Below are 16,898 nucleotides of genomic sequence, written 5' to 3' on the forward strand. Positions count from 1 at the left end.
AATGCGGAAACCTAGGGTAATCCGCGCCTGAATTTGCAATTTATCAGCCTGATCGCGCTGATAGTATGTACCCAGAATATAGCCCCCCGGAGCACAAAATGAACACCCGCGAAGCCTGCGTAAATGCCGACCGCCAGGATCCCCTGGCGCCCCTGAAGGACCGTTTCGACCTGCCGCCCGGCGTCCTCTACATGGACGGCAATTCCCTGGGCGTGCTGCCCAAGGAGGCCGCCGGCCGCGCCGCCGCCGTGATCGGCCAGGAATGGGGTTCGGGCCTGATCCGTAGCTGGAATACCGCGGGCTGGTTCGAACTGCCCACCCGCCTGGGCGACAAGCTGGGCCGCCTGCTGGGCGCGCGCGAAGGCGAGCTGGTCGTGACCGACACGACCTCGCTGAACATCTTCAAGGCGCTGGCCGCCGCCTTGCGCATCCAGCAGCACCAGCACCCCAAGCGCCGCGTCATCCTGTCCGAACGCGACAACTTTCCGACCGATCTCTACATGATCCAGGGCATGATCGACCTGCTGCAGCAGGGCTACGAAATGCGCCTGATCGACGACGAACTGCCGCTGGAAAAGGCGCTGGACGAGTCCGTGGCGGTGATGCTGCTGTCGCACGTGAACTACCGCAGCGGCCAGATGCACGACATGGCCGCGGTGACCGCGCTGGCGCACGAGCGCGGCGCGCTGGCGATCTGGGATCTGGCTCACGCCGCGGGCGCGGTGCCGGTGGACCTGAACGGCGCGGACGCCGACTTCGCCGTGGGTTGCACCTATAAATACCTGAACGGCGGCCCGGGTTCGCCCGCCTTCATCTGGGTGGCGCCGCGCCACACCAAGGACTTCTGGCAGCCGCTGTCCGGCTGGTGGGGCCACACGCGGCCGTTCGACATGACCGTGGCCTACGAGCCCGCCGGCGGCGTGCGCCGCTATCTGTGCGGCACCCAGCCTATCGTGTCGCTGTCGCTGGTGGAATGCGGCCTGGACGTGGCGCATGCCGCCGACATGGCCGAGGTGCGCAAGAAATCGCTGGCGCTGGGCGACCTGTTCATCGCGCTGGTCGAAGAGCGCTGCGCCGGCCATCCGCTCACGCTGGTGACGCCGCGCAAGCACGCCGACCGCGGCAGCCATGTCAGCTTCCGCCATCCCAACGGCTTTGAGGTGATGCAGGCCCTGATCGCGCGCGGCGTGATCGGCGACTATCGCGAACCCGAGGTGCTGCGCTTCGGCCTGACGCCGCTGTATTTCGGCTATGCCGATGTCTGGGACGCCGTCGACATCCTGAAGGACGTGCTGGACACGCGTTCCTGGGACAAGCCGGAATTCAAGCACCGCGCCGCCGTGACCTGAGCGCCGCAACATAACCCCATTGCGCGGGCCAAACCGGCCCTGTATCCACAAAGAGAGCGCGGGACCTGGAGGAGACAATGCAACAACAAAAAGGATTCGGCCAGATCGCCGAACGCGAGCAGGGCCTGAAGCGGCGGCTGACGTCGGGGCAGATGAGCATGATCGCCATCGGCGGCGCCATCGGCACGGGCCTGTTCCTGGGCAGCAAGTTCGCCATCGGCTTTGCCGGACCCAGCGTGATCATCAGCTATGCCATCGGTGGCCTGATCACGTTGCTGCTGATGGGCTGCCTGGCGGAAATGACGGTGGCGCATTCCACCTCGGGCTCCTTCGGCGCCTATGCCGAACACTACGTCGGCCCGCTGGCGGGATTTCTGGTGCGCTACGCGTACTGGTCCTGCGTGGTGCTGGCGGTAGGCACCGAAGTCACGGCCGTCGCGGAATACATGAAGTTCTGGTTCCCGGACGTGCCCGGCTGGCAGTGGGTCTGCCTGTTCTCGGCAGTGCTGATCTTCATCAACGCCATGAGCGTCAAGACCTTCGGCACGGTCGAATACTGGTTCTCCACGATCAAGATCACCGCCATCGTGGCCTTCATCATCCTGGGCGCCTACGTGGTCTGGGGCAATCCGCAGTACGGCACGGCGCTGTACACCTCGCATGGCGGGTTCTTCCCGAATGGCGTCTGGGGCATGTGGATCGCCGTGGTCATCTCGATCTTCAGCTATCTCAGCGTGGAGATGATCGCGGTGGCGGCGGGCGAGGCCGAAGACCCCGAGCGCGCGGTCAAGCAGGCGTTCCGCGCCACCATCGTCCGGCTGGTGGTGTTCTACCTGCTGACGCTGGCGCTGATCCTGGCCATCGTGCCCTGGGACGAGGCCGGCAAGGGCGGCAGCCCCTTCGTCAAGGTGATGCAGGCGCTTGAGATCCCGGGCGCGGCAGGCGTCATCAACTTCATCGTGCTGGTGGCGGCGCTGTCGGCCATGAACAGCCAGCTCTACATCACCACGCGCATGATGTTCAGCCTGTCGCGCGCCGGCCATGCGCCGTCCGCGTTCGGCAAGCTGACGCGCAGCGGCACGCCGCTGAACGCGCTGCTGCTGTCCACCAGCGGCATTGCCATCGCCGCGGTGCTGAACGTGCTGTACCCCGAGACCTCGTTCACGCTGATGATGGCGATTTCGATGTTTGGCGCGCTGTTTACGTGGATGATGATTTTCGTGACCCACTACTGCTTTCGCCGCCGCTGGGCGCGCGAAGGCGGCGGCAAGCTGTCGTTCCGCATGCCGGGCTTTCCGGTGCTGACGTTGCTGGGCGCGGGCGCGATGCTGGCCATTTTGGCCACCACCTACTTCACCAGCGTTTTCAAGATGACGCTGGTGTTCGGCGTGCCCTTCCTGGTGGTGCTGGCCGTGCTGTACCAGCTGCTGTTCCGCAGGCGTGGCGAAACGGTGGCGCTGACCCCGCGCGGCCAGCGTTCCTGATATTGCTACGCCCGGTTCAGCCACGGGCCTGGGGCCAGCGCCTCAGGCCCGTATTTCATGAGCGCGCGGCATGACTGCGCTTCAAGCGCTGGCCATGGCCGGCGCGGGCTGCTCCGCAGCCTGTTCCTGAGGCGCCGGCGCGAACACGCGCAACCGGTGGCCGTCGGGGTCCAGCGCCACGAAGGTGCGGCCGAAATCCATGTCGGTGGGCGCTTGCAGGATGGGCAGGCCGCGCAGGCTCCAGTCCAGGTGGCGGCGGTCCAGCGCCTGCGCGTCAGCAACGGTGAAGGCGAGTTCGGTGGCGCCGCCGCGGCCGGCGGCGGCAGGTTCCACCGTGTAGCGCGACCACAGGCCCAGCATCAGGCCGGAATCCAGCCTGAACAGCGCGAAGGTGGGGGAGCTTTCCATGGGCGGACGCTGCAGCAGGGCGCTGTAGAACGCGGCGCTGGCGGCGGGTTTTTCAACGTAGAAAATCACGAAATTGGTGTCTGACATGATGCGCTCCGGGTGGTAGACGCGCTCATCTTAGACAGGGGTACTGTCAGTTTTTGGCAGTAGCTTTCAGCCGCGTTTTCAGCCGCATTTCTTTGGCGTGCGATCAATCGCGCGCCACTCCTTCAGCAGCGCATGGCGGCGCTTGGGATAACGCTCACCGGGCGTCAGCGTGGCGATGCGGTCGGTGCGGAAATGGCGGAAATCCTGGCGCAGTTCGCACCAGGCCATGACGATGCGCACGCTGTCGAAAAAACCCAGCGCGAACGGCCAGATCACCCGCGTGGAATCGGCGCCCTTGTCGTCGCGGTAGGTGATGTCGATCTTCTGTTCGCAGCGTATGGCCTGGCGGATCAGCGACAGGTCCACGCGGTCCACCACCTGCATCGAACTGGGACCGACCAGCAGGGGTATCGCGTCCAGCCCGTCGCGCAGTTCGCCCGGCAGCACGGCGCCGATCTTGGCCAGCGCGTTGCTCGCGGCCTGCGCCAGGCGCGGGTCGGCGCGGTCCGCGACCCAGCGGGTGCCCAGCACCAGCGCCTCGATCTCCTCGGTGCTGAACATCAGCGGCGGCAGCATGAAACCCGGCCTCAGCACGTAGCCCACGCCCGGTTCGCCCTCGATCTCGGCGCCTTGCGATTGCAGGGTGGCGATGTCGCGGTACAGCGTGCGGATGCTGACGCCGAGGTCGGCGGCCAGTTGGCGGCCGCTGACGGGGCGGCGATGGCAGCGCAAGGTCTGCATCAGGCCCAGGAGGCGTTCGGTGCGGGACATGGGGGCGGACGGGGATGACGGATCCATAATGCTGCCACGAAATGGCAGCAGGCGGGGCCCGTCCGCAGCGGGGATGTCAGGCGGGCGGCAGGGCCATCAGCCAGTCGTGCACGCGGGCGGCCAGGTCCAGGCTGTTGCGGTCCATCATCAGCATGTGCGAATTGCCGGCGATGCCCAGTTCGGGCAGCGGCAGCAGGGTGACGCAAGCGTGCCGCCGCGCGAAATCGCGCACCCGCTCGCGCATGCGCGGCCAGCGCGGGTCCGTGTCCATGTTGTCGCCCATGAGGATCAGCGTGGGCGTTTGGTAGCCGGCGTCCAGTTCCGGGATGCTGGCCGGCTCCAGCGCCACCACGGCGCGCACCAGATCGGGCCGGGCGGCGGCCGCGCGGATGCCGAATACGCCCGCCTGCGAATGGCAGATGACGATCATGCGGCCGACCCGCTCCAGCAAGGCCAGATAGCCGCGCAGGACGGCGGCGTCGGTATGCACCCAGCGCGGCACCATCTGCGCGGCCAGCTCGCCGAAGGCTTCCACCGGGAACTGCGTATTGCCATAGGCGCTGCCGGGGCCGGGGCGGGCGCCCGGGCGGCCGATGCGAAAACGCGTGTAGCAGTCTTCCTGCGCCTGCACGATGGGGCCTTCCGGCCAGATCTCGGGGACCGGCGCGTAGCCCGAGCGGCCGCGTTCCACGGCATCGCAGAGATAGGCGTCCCAGCCGCGCCGCAGGAAGGCATGGAGCCAGCCCTGGCGGCCGTCGGGCGTGGTCTCCCACGCCGCGCCGGTCATGCCGCCGCCATGCCAGAAGGCCAGGGGCGGGCGGCCGCTGGCCGGCTCGGCCAGGAAGTACTGCGCGTACATCTGCTCGACGCGGTAGGTGCCGTTGGGGTCCAGCGCGACGGGCTGGCCGCCCTCGGCCATGACGACTTCGCGCCGCGGCAGACCGGATAAGCTGACCTCGCGCCCGCCGACATGGAAGGCGCCCATGTCGCGCAGACGGATCGGCGCGAGCGCGTCCGATGCGGCGCGGCCGGGTTCGTCCGCCATCATTCCGCCCGGATGTGGTTGGCCTGGATCACGTCCTTCCAGCGCGCGGTCTCGGCCAGCACGAAGTCGCCCAGCGCCTGGCGCGGGCCGGCGGCGGTTTCCACGCCCAGTTCGCGCATCTTGGCGGCGACCTCGGGCGCCTGCAAGGCGTCGTTGAAGGCTTGGTGCAGCGCGGCCAGCGTGGCGTCCGGCGTGCCGGCCGGCGCCATGATGCCGAACCAGGGCGTGATCAGGAAATCGGCCACGCCGGCCTCCGCGAAGGTCGGCACGTCCGGAATGGCCGGCGCGCGCTTGGCGCTGGCCACGGCCAGGGCCCGCAGCTTGCCCGCGCGGATGTTCGCCAGCGATGCCGGCAGGTTGTCGAAATACATGTCGACCTGGCCGCCCAGCAGATCGGCCGCGACCTGTCCGGCGCCCTTGTAGGGGATGTGCGCCACGTCGATGCCGGTGCGCTGCTTCAGCAGTTCGGTGGCCAGGTGGGCCGAGCCGCCCACGCCCGACGAGGCCGAGTTCAGCTTGCCCGGATGGGCGCGGGCGTAGGCCAGCAGCTCGGCCACGGTCTGCGCCGGCACCTTGGGATTGACGACCAGCACGCTGGGCACCGTGCCGACCATGGCGACGGGCGCGAAGTCCTTGACGATGTCGTAGGGCGCGGGCTGGTAGAGCGAGGGCGCGACCGTGCAGCCGAAGGCGCACATCAGCAAGGTGTAGCCGTCGGGCGCGGCGCGCGCCACCGCCTGCGCGCCGATGTTGCCGCCGGCGCCGGCGCGGTTTTCCACGATCAGGGGCTGGCCCAGGCGCTTGGCCAGGCTGTCGCTGAGGATGCGGGCCAGGATGTCGGGCGTGCCGCCGGCGGGGAAGGGCACCACCAGCGTCACGGGGCGTTCGGGGAAGGCGGCGGCGGCCGGCTGGGCTGCGCCCGCCAGCAGCGCTGCGCCGGCCAGCGCGGCCGCCATCCAGCGGCGGGGGGAAGCGCGCCAGCGCGCGGCGGTCGGGCCCAAGGGGTTCATTGCGGCAGTCTCCGGAAAGTCGGGTCGGGTGCGGAAGGCCCCGATCTGCCGCGGACTGTAGCCAAGGCCGGCGGCCTTGCCCAATGCTGGCTGCGCAAGCCATATATGTCGAAAATGGTATGGAATTTTCAACGCATGCATTTCAGGCATAGTATGGGCGGCATGAGCGACGCCCAATCCTTGCCCTATCTGCGCCGGCTGGACATGAACCTGCTGCTGACGTTCGACGTCCTGATGCGCACTCGCAGCGCCACCGCCAGTTCAGCCCTGCTGCATAAGACGCAGCCCGCCATCAGCCGTGACCTGGCGCGCCTGCGCCGCCGGCTGGAAGATCCCTTGCTGGTGGTGGTGAAGGGCCGATTCATTCCAACGGAGAGGGCGCTGGAACTGCATTCGGCGGTGCATGACGCGCTGGCGCAGATCGAAGCGGCGCTGCGTCCGGCCGAGGCTTTCGATCCGGCCAAGGCCAGCGGCGTGGTCAACATCGGCACCGGCGCGCACAGCGAGATCCTGCTGGCGGCGCCGCTGATCGAACGGCTGCACCGCGCCGCGCCGGGCATCACGCTGCGTTTCCAGTCGGTGCACGGAGACTTCGTGCCGGACGATCTGGACGCGGAACGGTTGGACATGGCCATCGGCCTGTTCGGCAAGGTGCCGGCGCGTTTCCATCGCGATACGCTGCTGAAGGACCGGCGCGTGTGCGTGGTGTCGGCGCGGCATCCCTGGGCAGGCAAGCGCGCGCTGGCGCTGGCGGATCTGCCGTCCATCAAGTGGTTCGCCTTCGCGCACATGTATGGCCGCGAAACCAACTTCGACCGCGCGCTCAAGCCGGATGCCAGCCGGCTGGAATTTTCGGCCTACCTGTCCGGCTTCGGCATCACGCCCTATGTGCTGCTGGACACTGATTACGCCACCACCATGCCGGCCAGCGTGGCGCGGGTGCACGCCCGGCATTTCCCCCTGGCGACGCTGGAACTGCCTGCCAGCCTGCGCAAGATCGAACTGGTGATGGTGTGGCCGCGGCGCCTGCATACGTCGCCGCTGCAGGCCTGGCTGCGCGGGCAGATCCGCGAGGTGCTGCGGGAACGCGTGGACGCTCCCGCAGCCGGTGCGGCTTAGGAACCGACCTTCTTGCCCGTCGCCACGTCGATGGCCGAGCCGTCTTCCAGGCTGACGCGGTAGATCTCGCGCACCACGTTGCCGGCGAAGCCGATCTCGACGATGGACACGTCCTTGAAGGTGGTGTTGATGCCGTCCGGCAGCACGGCGTTGAACTTGTCGGACTCTTGCTTCATGGCGTCCTGCAGGCGCGTGTCGTACAGCGCCATGCTGTAGACCAGCGTGGTGTGCGGATTGTGCGCGCGCACTTCCTTGCCGTCCTGCATGATGTTCACGCCGCTCACGCCCATGGTCTTGACCAGGTCTTTTCCGGCATCGCCCATCTTGGCGTAGACCGGGCCGGTGACGCGCGGCAGGGGGCCATCGCGCAGCGGCGCCAGCGCGGCGGTCGCGACGGTGTTGTAGCGCATCATGTCTTCGAAGCCCTGGCCGCTCTTGACCACGCCCAGGTCCAGCCACCACGGATGGCCCGCGCCCTTGGCGGCTTCGGTGGGGTAGAAGTTCTTCAGCGTGACCTGCAGCGGGGCCGGCGGCTTGGGCAGGGCCTTGAGCATGCGGGCGGGCGTTTCAGGGTCGGCGCTGTGGATGTGCACCACCGTCACGTGCGGCATGTTGGGCGTTTCGGCCTCGGTCTTCAGGCCCAGCTGGAGCAGGTCGGCCTTCAGCGTGCCGTTGATCTTGGCGTCCAGGATGGCGTTGACGTCCTGGGGCAGGCGGTAGACCACGCCGTAGGTCGCCTTGTGTTCGCGGAACCCGGTCTGGTCCAGGGCGCTGTTGTCGATGGGAGCGGCGGCATGCGCGGCCGAGGCGGAAACGAACAGGCCGAGGGCGGCCAGCTGGAAGACACGCTTGATCATGGAGATTCCTTTTGTTTGTGTAAGCCCGCGAGAGTCATCCGCAGTGTGGCCAGCGCGGATGTAATGCGTATTGCACCAAGCAAAAGAATTCCGATACCAGCCTGCACATGCCCGATAGCTCGCGGGCGCCGGCTGATATCCAGCTACCCCAGAAAGACGATGGCCACGATGGCGATGCCCAGAAGCAGGTTGATGCCCACCCAGCGGCGTATGCCGCCCATGGCCTGGCCGCCCTGGGGCCAGTCGGACGCGGCGACCGCCGCGCGCAGCTGCGGGTAGAGCACGAAGCGGATGTAGGCGTAGATGGCCGTCATGACCAGGCCGCCCGAGGCCATGAGGGTCCAGCTGCGCGGCATGAAGAAGGCGCCGCCCGTCTGCGCCGCCTGGCTGGCTTCCTGGCCGATCATGATCGCGCCCGTCGCCAGGATCAGAAGAATGGCCGCCAGCACCGCATTCAGGAACGGCCCCAGCACCGCCGCCATCAGCCGCAGCCGGACCGGCGGTTCCAGCTGCGCGGCCGCCGGCCGCAGGAAACAGTGCGCGAAAAGCATGCCCCCGACCCAGAGGATCACGGCCATCAGGTGGATGAATTTGAGCGCGGCATAGAGCATGGGGCAGGCCTGTAGGGAGGAATCCGTCCCCATCATATCGCCGTCAAGCGCGGCGCGCGGGCTTGACCGGAATCATGGTTTTGCATTTAGAATGAGATTGATTTCTATTTGTGATTGAAAGTTCAGGGAGCCACCCGTGCCGAATCCCGCGGTCGCCGCCGGCGACAACGTCCATCTGCTGTACCGCGCTCATCATGGATGGCTGCATGGCTGGCTGCGCGCCAAGCTGGGCAACAGCTTCGACGCCGCCGACCTGGCGCAGGACACCTTCGTGCGGGTGCTGCGCCACCGCCACGAACTGGACGCCTTGCGCGAGCCGCGCGCCTATCTCACCACCATCGCCAAGCGCCTGCTGCTGAACCACCACCGGCGGCGCTCGGTGGAGCAGGCCTATCTGGAAGCCCTGGCCTTGACGCCGGAGGCGCTGGCGCCCTCGGCCGAGCAGCGCCTGATCATCCTGGAAACGCTGCAGGAGATCGACGAGATGCTGGCCGGCCTGTCGCTGCCGGCCCGCCAGGCCTTCCTGATGGCGCAGCTGGAAGGACTGAGCCATGGCGAAATCGCCGCCCGCCTGAACGTGTCGCTGCGCACCGTGCATCGCTACATCGCCAAGGGATTCGAACAATGCATCATGGCGTCGATCTGAACCCGCAGGCCGAGGCGGCGCCCGAGCTGCCCGCCGTCGAACGCAGCGTGGCGCGCGAGGCCGCGCGCTGGCTGCTGCGGCTGAGTTCGGGCCGCGCCACCGACGCCGACCAGCGGGCCTGTGAACTATGGCGCGCCAGCAAGGCCGAGCACGAGCACGCCTGGCAGCGCGCGCAGCGCGTGAATGAGCGCTTCGGCCTGATCCCGGCGGCGCTGGGCATGGCCACCTTGAACCGCCCCGGACTCGGAAGCCGCCGTGCCGCGCTCAAGACGCTGATTGCGCTGGTGGCGGCCGGGCCCGTCGGTTGGGCAGCCTGGCGCGCCGATCCGCTGGACTGGACCGCGGACTACCGCAGCGCGCCGGGCGAACGGCGCGAAGTGGCGCTGGCGGATGGCTCCACGCTGCTGCTGAACACGGCCAGCGCTGTCGACGTGATGTACAGCTCCACGGCGCGCCTGCTGCGGCTGCGCGCCGGCGAGATCGCGGTGCATGCCGTGGCCGACACGGCGCCTGCGCCGCGGCCCTTCGTGGTGCGCACGAGCCAGGGAGACATCGAGGCGCAGTCCTCGCGATTCTGCGTGCGCCAAGAAGGCGGCGTGTGCCGCGTCAGCGTGCAGGAAGGGCGGATCCGCGTCGGCAGCGCCGCGCATCCGCGCAGCCTGGTCAGCCTGGAGGCCGGCCAGCAGAGCAGCCTGACGGACGAGGGCGCGTCGCCGCCATCCCCTGCGGATCCGCATGCCAGCGACTGGCAACGTGGCGTGCTGTACGCCAACCGCATGCGGCTGGACGCTTTCGCGGCCGAACTGGGCCGCTACCGTTCCGGCATCCTGCGTTGCGATCCCGGGGCCGCGCATCTGCGCATCTCGGGCGCGTTCCAGGTGCGCGATACCGATGCGGTCCTGGCGGCCTTGCCCGCGACCTTGCCTGTGCGGGTGCGCTATCGCACGCCGTACTGGGTGACGATCACCTTGCGCGCGGCTGCCGAGGCCTGAATCCGCGCCGTTACAAAAAAGGGGAGGGCCAGCTGTCCGATTCCGATTTCACGAGGGTCATGGTCTGTAGAGGCAAACGAATGCCGACACCTTTTGGATCGAAAGGACGACCATGGCTTATCTTCCCGCCGGCCGCGCAAGCGGCTCCCGACCCGCCCGAGGCCTGCAATGCCGCATGACCCGCCTGGCCGCCGCCGTGCATGCCGCCCTGGCGCTGGCTGCCGTGTCCGCCACCTTGCTGCCCGCAAGCGCCGCGTGGGCGCAGTCCGCGCAGCAGACGCAGGCGCGCGGCTATCGCATTCCGGCGGGTGCGCTGGCCGAGGCGCTGCCGCGCTTTGCCGACAGCGCGGGCGTGACGGTGCTGTTCGACGCGGCGCTGGTGGGCCAGCGCCGCACGGCGGGGCTCGACGGGGTCTATTCCGTGAATGAAGGCTTTGCGCGCTTGCTGGCGGGCAGCGGCCTGGGCGTGCAGGAGCGCAGCGCCCGCGTTTACGTGTTGCAGGCATTGTCCGCGGACGTGACGCAGTTGGCGCCGGTCCAGGTGGAAGGCGAGGGCGCGCCGGCCGCACCGGCCTGGGAAACCAGCACCGACCGCAAGCGCCTGGACGAACTGCAGGTCAAGAACTGGAGCGATTTCGGCAAGCGCGCCGAGCCCGGCGTGAGCTTCAACCGTACGACCAACAGCATCAATATCCGCGGCCTGGACCAGGATCGTGTGCTGACGCGCGTGGACGGTATCCGCCTGCCATGGCTGGACGACGGCGCGCGCGGCCTGAAGGGCGGCCTGGAAGCGGTGGATTTCAACAGCCTGTCGCGATTGGACATCGTGCGCGGCGCCGACGCCAGCGGCGGCGGCTCTGGCGCGATTTCCGGCACTGCCGACCTGCACACGCTGCAACCGTCTGACCTGCTGACCGACGGCAAGACCTTCGGCGCGCTGGCCAAGACCGACTACGACACGGCCGACAGCAGCTGGGGCGCCAACGCCGCGCTGGCGGGCCAGATCCACAGCAACACGTTCTGGCTGGTGCAGGCGGGCGTACGCAACGGCCATGCCCTGGACAATCGCGGCGACGTCGGCGGCTATGGACCCAAGCGCAGCGAACCCAGCCCGGAAGACTACGACCAGCGCAGCTTCCTTCTGAAGCTGCAGCAGCGCGTCGAAGGCGGCCACCGCTTCGGCCTGACCGGCGAATACTTCAAGCGCAACGCCTACATCGACAGCATGTTCGAGCAGGGCGCGGGCACCAGCTATCTGTACGGCGAAAACAGCACCCGCAAGGAAACCGAGCGCCAGCGCGTGTCCTTCGATTACTCGTACAAGGCGCCCGGCGCGGACAGCCTGATCGACACGGCCAGCGCGGTCGTTTATTGGCAGCGCCTGCAGCTGGACAGCTCGCTGAGCGGCGTGCGCAGCGTCGATTCCCGGGCCTACGCCATACCGGGCGATCCGTTCCGTTACGGCTATCCCAGCGGGCCATATGGCCGCAGCAACTCCATCCGTCAGACCATGTTCGGCGCCAATGCCGAGATCACCAAGCGTCTGGCAGGCGCGTCGGTGTCGCAGTTGTGGACCGTGGGCGGGGAATGGTACGGCAACAAGACCGAGCAATACTCCGGCGGCTACGACAATTGCCCGGCGATCCCGGCAGGCACGCGCGCGCCGATGGGTCCGCGCCTGTGCGACATGCTGCACACCAACCAGGCCGACGTGCCGCAGTCCAAGGGCAACCAGTGGGCTCTGTGGGTGCAGGACGAATTCAGCTTCGCCGACGGCCGCTACACCATCATGCCGGCGCTGCGCTACGACCACTACGAACAGAAGCCGCAGTCCACGGCCAGCTACGAAAGCAACCCGAACGCGGGCGCGCTGCCGCCGTCCAACAGCGGCAGCCGTTTTTCGCCCAAGCTGCTGGCCACCTGGAAGGCCGCGGACGAACTCAGCCTCTATGCCCAATACGCATACGGCTTCAAGGCGCCCAGCCCGACGCAGCTCTACACCAACTATGGCGGCCCCGGCACCTACCTGCGCGTGGGAAATCCCTATCTGAAGCCTGAAACCAGCAAGGGCTGGGAGCTGGGCGCCAAGATCGGTTCCGATTCCCTGGGCGGCGCGGTATCGTTGTTCGACAACCGCTACCAGAACTTCATCGACGGCGACGTGCCGCTGAACGCGTCCTCGCCGCAGTGGCAGCCGGGCTGGGCCGGACAGTACCCCTTGGGCGTGACCGGCAACGTCAACCGCGCCAAGGTGCGCATCTACGGCGCCGAAGCCAGCGCGCACTGGAAGTTTTCGCCCGGCTGGCGCACCTGGGGTTCGCTGGCGTGGGCCGTGGGCAAGGACGAAAGCACGGGGCAGTACCTGAACTCGGTGGCGCCGCTGAAGGCGGTGCTGGGCCTGGGCTATAGCCGCGATGCGTGGGGCGTGGACGCCATGCTGACCACCGCCCTGAAGCGCGACAAGGTCGAGTACCCCGATGCCACGGCCACGGCCCGCAATCCCGATTTCCAGGCGCCCGGTTACGGCGTGGTGGACCTGATGGGCTATTGGCGTCCGGCCGCGGTGAAGGGCCTGCAGGTGCAGGCGGGCGTTTTCAACCTGTTCGACAAGAAGTATTGGGAGGCCATCAACGTGCCGACCGCCGGCGCCATCGCCATTCCGCGGCCGGTCGATTGGTACACGGAACCGGGACGCAGCCTGCGCGTCTCACTGACATACCAGTATTGATCCAGACCCGCCGCCGGTCCGGACCATACCGGGGCGGCGGCGGTTTACGCAAACCTTAGCAACGGCCGGAGGGCCCACGATGAGCAACACCGATTTCACGTCCCGCGCCCAGGAACTGCGCGCCCGCAACGAGGCCCTGGCCGCCTCGCAACCCAAGCTGCGCGCCCGCAATCTGGCGCAGGCGCTGGGAGTGTCCGAAGCCGAATGGGTGGCGGCGCAATGCGGCGGCCTGAAGGCCACGGCCCTGCACGGCACGCCTCAGGAAATCTTCCGCGAACTGGGCACGCTGGGCCCGGTCATGGCGCTTACCCGCAACGACTGGTGTGTGCACGAGCGCCATGGCGTGTATGAGGATATCCAGGCCGAAGGTCCGGTAGGCCTGGTGCTCGGACCGGACATCGACCTGCGTGTCTTCTTCACGACCTGGAAGTCGGCCTGGGCAGTCGAACAGGACGGCCGCCACAGCCTGCAGTTCTTCGATGGCGCGGGCGTGGCGGTGCACAAGGTCTACCGCACCGACGCTACCGACGCCGCCGCCTACGATGCCCTGGTCGCCAAGTTCGCGGGCGAGGCGCAATGGCCCGAGACCCAGCCCTATGCGCCCGCCGCCGACGCCGACCGGGTCGAGAACAGCGCGCAGTGGCGCGAAGCCTGGCTGGGCATGCAGGACACGCACGAGTTCTTTCCCCTGCTGCGCAAGTTCAAGGTGTCGCGCCTGGCCGCCCTGGCGGGCGCGGGCGAGGATCTGGCGCAGCAGGTGCCGGCCGACGCCGTCGAACGCATGCTCGAATCCGCGGCGCAGTCCGGCCTGTCCATCATGTGCTTCGTGGGCAACCGCGGCATGATCCAGATCCATACCGGCCCGGTGCAGCAATTGCGCCGCACCGGCCCCTGGTACAACGTGCTGGACCCGAAGTTCAACCTGCACCTGGATACCACCGCCATTGCCTCGGCCTGGGTGGTGAACAAGCCGACCTCGGACGGTTGGGTCACCTCGCTGGAGCTGTATGCCTCGACGGGCGACCTGATTGCGCAGTTCTTCGGCGAGCGCAAGCCCGGCAAGCCGGAACTGGCGCAATGGCGCGAACTGATGATCAGCCTGTGCAGCGTGCCGCTGGCCGCCTGAGCCCATAAGGACGTAGCGATGAAAAAATGGTTGGCAATGGCGGCGGGCTGGGCAATCGCGCTCGGCGCGTACGCGGCGCCGCCCACCCGGGTAGTGACCCTGGGCGGCACCGTGACCGAAATCGTGTATCAGCTGGGGCAGGGCGGCAAGCTGGTGGGAGACGATCTCTCCAGCCTCTATCCCGAGGCCGCGACCAAGCTGCCGCGCGTCGGCTACTACCGTTCGATACCCGTGGAAGGCGTCTTGTCGCTAAAGCCGGATCTGGTGCTGGCCTCTGAGCAGGCCGGCCCGCCGGACTCGCTCAAGCGGCTGGCGGACGTCGGCGTGCGCGTCGTCACCGTGTCGGACGCACCGTCGGTGGATTCGCTCAAGTCGCGCATCCGCGGCATTGCGGACGCGCTGGGCGTGGCGCCGGCGGGCGAACGCATGGTGGAAGACGTCACGCGCGAGCTCGCGCGCGCCGAGGCTGTGCCCGCGACGCGCGCGCGGGCGCTGCTGCTGATCAACCGCACGGGCTCGCCGCAAGGCGCCGGCCGCGACACCGCCGCCAACGAAGTCATGCACCTGGCGGGGCTGGTGAACGTGCTGCAAGATCAGCATGGCTATAAGCCCTTGTCCGCCGAGGCCATGGGCGCGCTGGCGCCTGACCTGATCATCGTGACGCAGGCATCGCTGGACGCCGGCGGCGGCATGGACGCCTTCCTGCGCATGCCCGGCATCGCGTCCACCCAGGCGGCCGCGAAGCGGCGCATCGTGGTGATGGACGACCTGCTCATCCTGGGCATGGGACCGCGCCTGCCGCTGGCGCTGACCCAGCTCAAGCAGGAGGTTGCGCATGTCATGGCGCGTTAGCGCGCCGCTGGCGTTGGGCCTGCTGGCGGCGGCCCTGATGCTGGCGGTGGTGGCCGCCACCGCCAACGGCGCGGTGGCGATCCCCCTGCGCGAACTGCCGTCCCTGCTGTGGGGCGCGCCCACGCCCGAGACTGCCTTGTGGCGCAATGTGCTGATCGACATCCGCTTGCCGCGCGTGCTGTTCGCGCTGGTGGCGGGCGCCGGCCTGGCGGTGGCCGGCGCGGCCATGCAGGCGCTGTTCCGCAATCCGCTGGCCGAGCCCGGCCTGATCGGCATATCGGCGGGCGGCGCGCTTGGGGCGGTGGCCGCCATCGTGCTGACGTCCGGCGGTTTCTGGGTTACCGCGCCTGCCGCCTTCGCCGGCAGCCTGCTGGCCACGCTCTGCGCCTACGCGGTGGGCCGGCGCGTGCCGGGCGTGGCGGGGCTGTTGCTGGCGGGCGTGGCCATCACGGCCATGGCGTTCAGCTTGATCGGCCTGTTCACCTTCGTCGCCACCGATGCGCAGCTGCGCGACCTGACGTTCTGGAACATGGGCAGCCTGGGCGGCGCGAACTGGAAGGTGTTGTCGTTCCTGGGGCCGTGGGTGCTGCTGGTGAGTCTGTGGCTGATGAGTCAGTGGCGCGTCATGAACGCGCTGCTGCTGGGCGAACGCGAAGCCCAGCACCTGGGCTACACGCTCAAGCGCGTGCGGGCCAGGCTGGTGCTGGCCAGCGCGCTCATCGTGGGACCGCTGGTCGCCGCCACGGGCACCATCGTCTTCGTCGGCCTGGTGGTGCCGCACCTGGTGCGCATGACGCTGGGCGCCAATCACCGCTGGCTGCTGCCCGCGACCGTCCTGGCCGGCGGCCTGGCGCTGATCCTCGCGGATTGGCTGGCGCGTACCGTGGTGGTGCCGGCCGAACTGCCCATCGGCCTGGTGACGGGCCTGGTGGGCGGGCCGTTCTTCTTGTGGCTGCTGGCGCGCGGACGGAGGATAGGATGACGCTTTCCGCGCAAAACGTGACCGTGAACCGCGGCGCAGCGCGCATTCTCACCGATGTATCGCTGGACATCCGCCCGGGAGAAGTGGTGGGCTTGCTGGGGGCCAACGGCGCTGGCAAATCCACCCTGCTGGGCGCGTTGTCAGCGGAATTGGCTGCCGATGCGGGCCAGCTGAGTTTGGGCGAGACCCCGCTTGCCGCCATGCCGCACCGGCAACAGGCGCGCCGCCGCGCCGTGCTGCCGCAAAAGCCGGGGCTGAGCTTCGACCTGAGCGTGCGCGAGGTGGTCGCCATGGGCGCCTATCCGTTCCCGGAGTTGGCGCCATCCGTGGTGGACGCGCTGGTGACGCAAACGCTGGCAGAGGCCGACGCGGCGCATCTTGCCGGGCGGCGCTATCCCGAGCTGTCCGGCGGCGAACAGCAGCGCGTCCAGTTCGCCCGCGTATTGGTTCAATGCCATGCCGCGCGCGAACGCGACGAGCCGCGCTACCTGTTGCTGGACGAACCCACCGCCAGCCTGGACCCCAAGCATCAGGGCGACCTGCTGCGGCGCTCCTGGGAGCTGGCCCATGCCGGCAATACGGGCGTACTGGTGATCCTGCACGATATGAATCTGGCCGCGCGCTGGTGCGACCGCCTGCTGCTGCTCTGCGGCGGACGCGGCATCGCGCAGGGGACGCCGGCAGAGGTCCTGACGCCGGCCAATCTGTATCTGGCCTACGGCATCGACGCGCAGGTGATTGCGCATCCCCTGCAAGCCGGCCGCCTGCTGGTGCTGACGGCGTGACTCGGACCGCGGGGCCGGTAAAATAGGCGATACCCCGGTATTCGCC

The 16,898-nt window shown here is 68.4% G+C and carries 16 protein-coding genes; 10 read left to right on the plus strand and 6 right to left on the minus strand.

Translation table 11 applies throughout. The features are described 5' to 3' along the window. The first annotated feature begins 98 nt into the window (after positions 1 to 98). Both kynU and NGK62_RS25580 read left to right on the plus strand, forming a co-directional pair. Positions 99 to 1,349, plus strand: a complete 1,251-nt coding sequence (gene kynU / locus NGK62_RS25575) for a kynureninase (RefSeq protein WP_059377717.1) — start codon at positions 99 to 101, stop codon at positions 1,347 to 1,349. Positions 1,350 to 1,426: 77 nt separating this feature from the next. Further along, positions 1,427 to 2,833, plus strand: a complete 1,407-nt coding sequence (locus NGK62_RS25580) for an amino acid permease (protein WP_059377720.1) — start codon at positions 1,427 to 1,429, stop codon at positions 2,831 to 2,833. Between the two features lie 81 nt (positions 2,834 to 2,914). Here the strand turns inward: NGK62_RS25580 and NGK62_RS25585 are convergent, their stop codons facing one another. From NGK62_RS25585 to NGK62_RS25600, 4 genes are all read right to left on the minus strand, one after another. Next, on the minus strand, positions 2,915 to 3,328 hold the full coding sequence (locus NGK62_RS25585; protein ID WP_118934793.1) for a VOC family protein: 414 nt from the start codon (positions 3,326 to 3,328) through the stop codon (positions 2,915 to 2,917). A gap of 78 nt (positions 3,329 to 3,406) precedes the next feature. After that, positions 3,407 to 4,099 (minus strand): helix-turn-helix transcriptional regulator, encoded by a 693-nt coding sequence (locus NGK62_RS25590; protein WP_251880984.1) that lies wholly within the window; start codon positions 4,097 to 4,099, stop codon positions 3,407 to 3,409. A gap of 76 nt (positions 4,100 to 4,175) precedes the next feature. Beyond that, complete coding sequence (locus NGK62_RS25595) at positions 4,176 to 5,147, minus strand: alpha/beta hydrolase (RefSeq protein WP_251880986.1); 972 nt, start codon at positions 5,145 to 5,147, stop codon at positions 4,176 to 4,178. After that, positions 5,144 to 6,154 carry a tripartite tricarboxylate transporter substrate binding protein gene (locus NGK62_RS25600; protein WP_251880988.1) on the minus strand — a complete coding sequence of 337 codons (1,011 nt, stop codon included), beginning with the start codon at positions 6,152 to 6,154 and terminating at the stop codon, positions 5,144 to 5,146. The genes NGK62_RS25595 and NGK62_RS25600 overlap by 4 nt, the downstream gene beginning before the upstream one ends. Before the next feature lie 162 nt (positions 6,155 to 6,316). Here NGK62_RS25600 and NGK62_RS25605 point away from each other — a divergent pair, with 162 nt between their 5' ends. Next, positions 6,317 to 7,273 (plus strand): LysR family transcriptional regulator, encoded by a 957-nt coding sequence (locus NGK62_RS25605; RefSeq protein WP_059377956.1) that lies wholly within the window; start codon positions 6,317 to 6,319, stop codon positions 7,271 to 7,273. Here the strand turns inward: NGK62_RS25605 and NGK62_RS25610 are convergent. Continuing rightward, positions 7,270 to 8,130 carry a hypothetical protein gene (locus tag NGK62_RS25610; protein ID WP_059377730.1) on the minus strand — a complete coding sequence of 287 codons (861 nt, stop codon included), beginning with the start codon at positions 8,128 to 8,130 and terminating at the stop codon, positions 7,270 to 7,272. The genes NGK62_RS25605 and NGK62_RS25610 overlap by 4 nt on opposite strands. 143 nt (positions 8,131 to 8,273) lie before the next feature. Continuing rightward, the gene (locus NGK62_RS25615; protein ID WP_059377732.1) at positions 8,274 to 8,741 is read right to left on the minus strand and encodes a CopD family protein; all 468 of its coding nucleotides are present in this window, start codon (positions 8,739 to 8,741) and stop codon (positions 8,274 to 8,276) included. Positions 8,742 to 8,877: 136 nt separating this feature from the next. On the opposite strand from NGK62_RS25615, the gene NGK62_RS25620 reads away from it, so the two are divergent. The 7 genes from NGK62_RS25620 (at position 8,878) to NGK62_RS25650 (ending at position 16,852) form a co-directional block, all read left to right on the plus strand. Then, the gene (locus NGK62_RS25620) at positions 8,878 to 9,387 is read left to right on the plus strand and encodes a sigma-70 family RNA polymerase sigma factor (protein ID WP_251880990.1); all 510 of its coding nucleotides are present in this window, start codon (positions 8,878 to 8,880) and stop codon (positions 9,385 to 9,387) included. Then, on the plus strand, positions 9,366 to 10,379 hold the full coding sequence (locus tag NGK62_RS25625; protein WP_251880992.1) for a FecR domain-containing protein: 1,014 nt from the start codon (positions 9,366 to 9,368) through the stop codon (positions 10,377 to 10,379). The genes NGK62_RS25620 and NGK62_RS25625 overlap by 22 nt, the downstream gene beginning before the upstream one ends. Positions 10,380 to 10,491: 112 nt before the next feature. Beyond that, on the plus strand, positions 10,492 to 13,107 hold the full coding sequence (locus tag NGK62_RS25630; protein WP_502803207.1) for a TonB-dependent receptor: 2,616 nt from the start codon (positions 10,492 to 10,494) through the stop codon (positions 13,105 to 13,107). A gap of 79 nt (positions 13,108 to 13,186) precedes the next feature. Further along, complete coding sequence (locus NGK62_RS25635) at positions 13,187 to 14,233, plus strand: hemin-degrading factor (protein WP_251880994.1); 1,047 nt, start codon at positions 13,187 to 13,189, stop codon at positions 14,231 to 14,233. Between the two features lie 18 nt (positions 14,234 to 14,251). Beyond that, positions 14,252 to 15,085 carry a heme/hemin ABC transporter substrate-binding protein gene (locus NGK62_RS25640; protein WP_251880996.1) on the plus strand — a complete coding sequence of 278 codons (834 nt, stop codon included), beginning with the start codon at positions 14,252 to 14,254 and terminating at the stop codon, positions 15,083 to 15,085. Between the two features lie 37 nt (positions 15,086 to 15,122). Continuing rightward, positions 15,123 to 16,067: a FecCD family ABC transporter permease gene (locus NGK62_RS25645; protein ID WP_118934840.1), complete on the plus strand. Its 945-nt coding sequence runs from the start codon at positions 15,123 to 15,125 to the stop codon at positions 16,065 to 16,067. Beyond that, positions 16,064 to 16,852 (plus strand): heme ABC transporter ATP-binding protein, encoded by a 789-nt coding sequence (locus NGK62_RS25650; protein ID WP_059377754.1) that lies wholly within the window; start codon positions 16,064 to 16,066, stop codon positions 16,850 to 16,852. Before NGK62_RS25645 ends, NGK62_RS25650 begins: the two co-directional genes overlap by 4 nt. Positions 16,853 to 16,898: the final 46 nt, after the last annotated feature.

The sequence above is a fragment of the Achromobacter sp. Marseille-Q4954 genome, assembly GCF_943737025.1.
In the GTDB taxonomy this organism is placed as follows: domain Bacteria; phylum Pseudomonadota; class Gammaproteobacteria; order Burkholderiales; family Burkholderiaceae_B; genus Achromobacter; species Achromobacter bronchisepticus_A.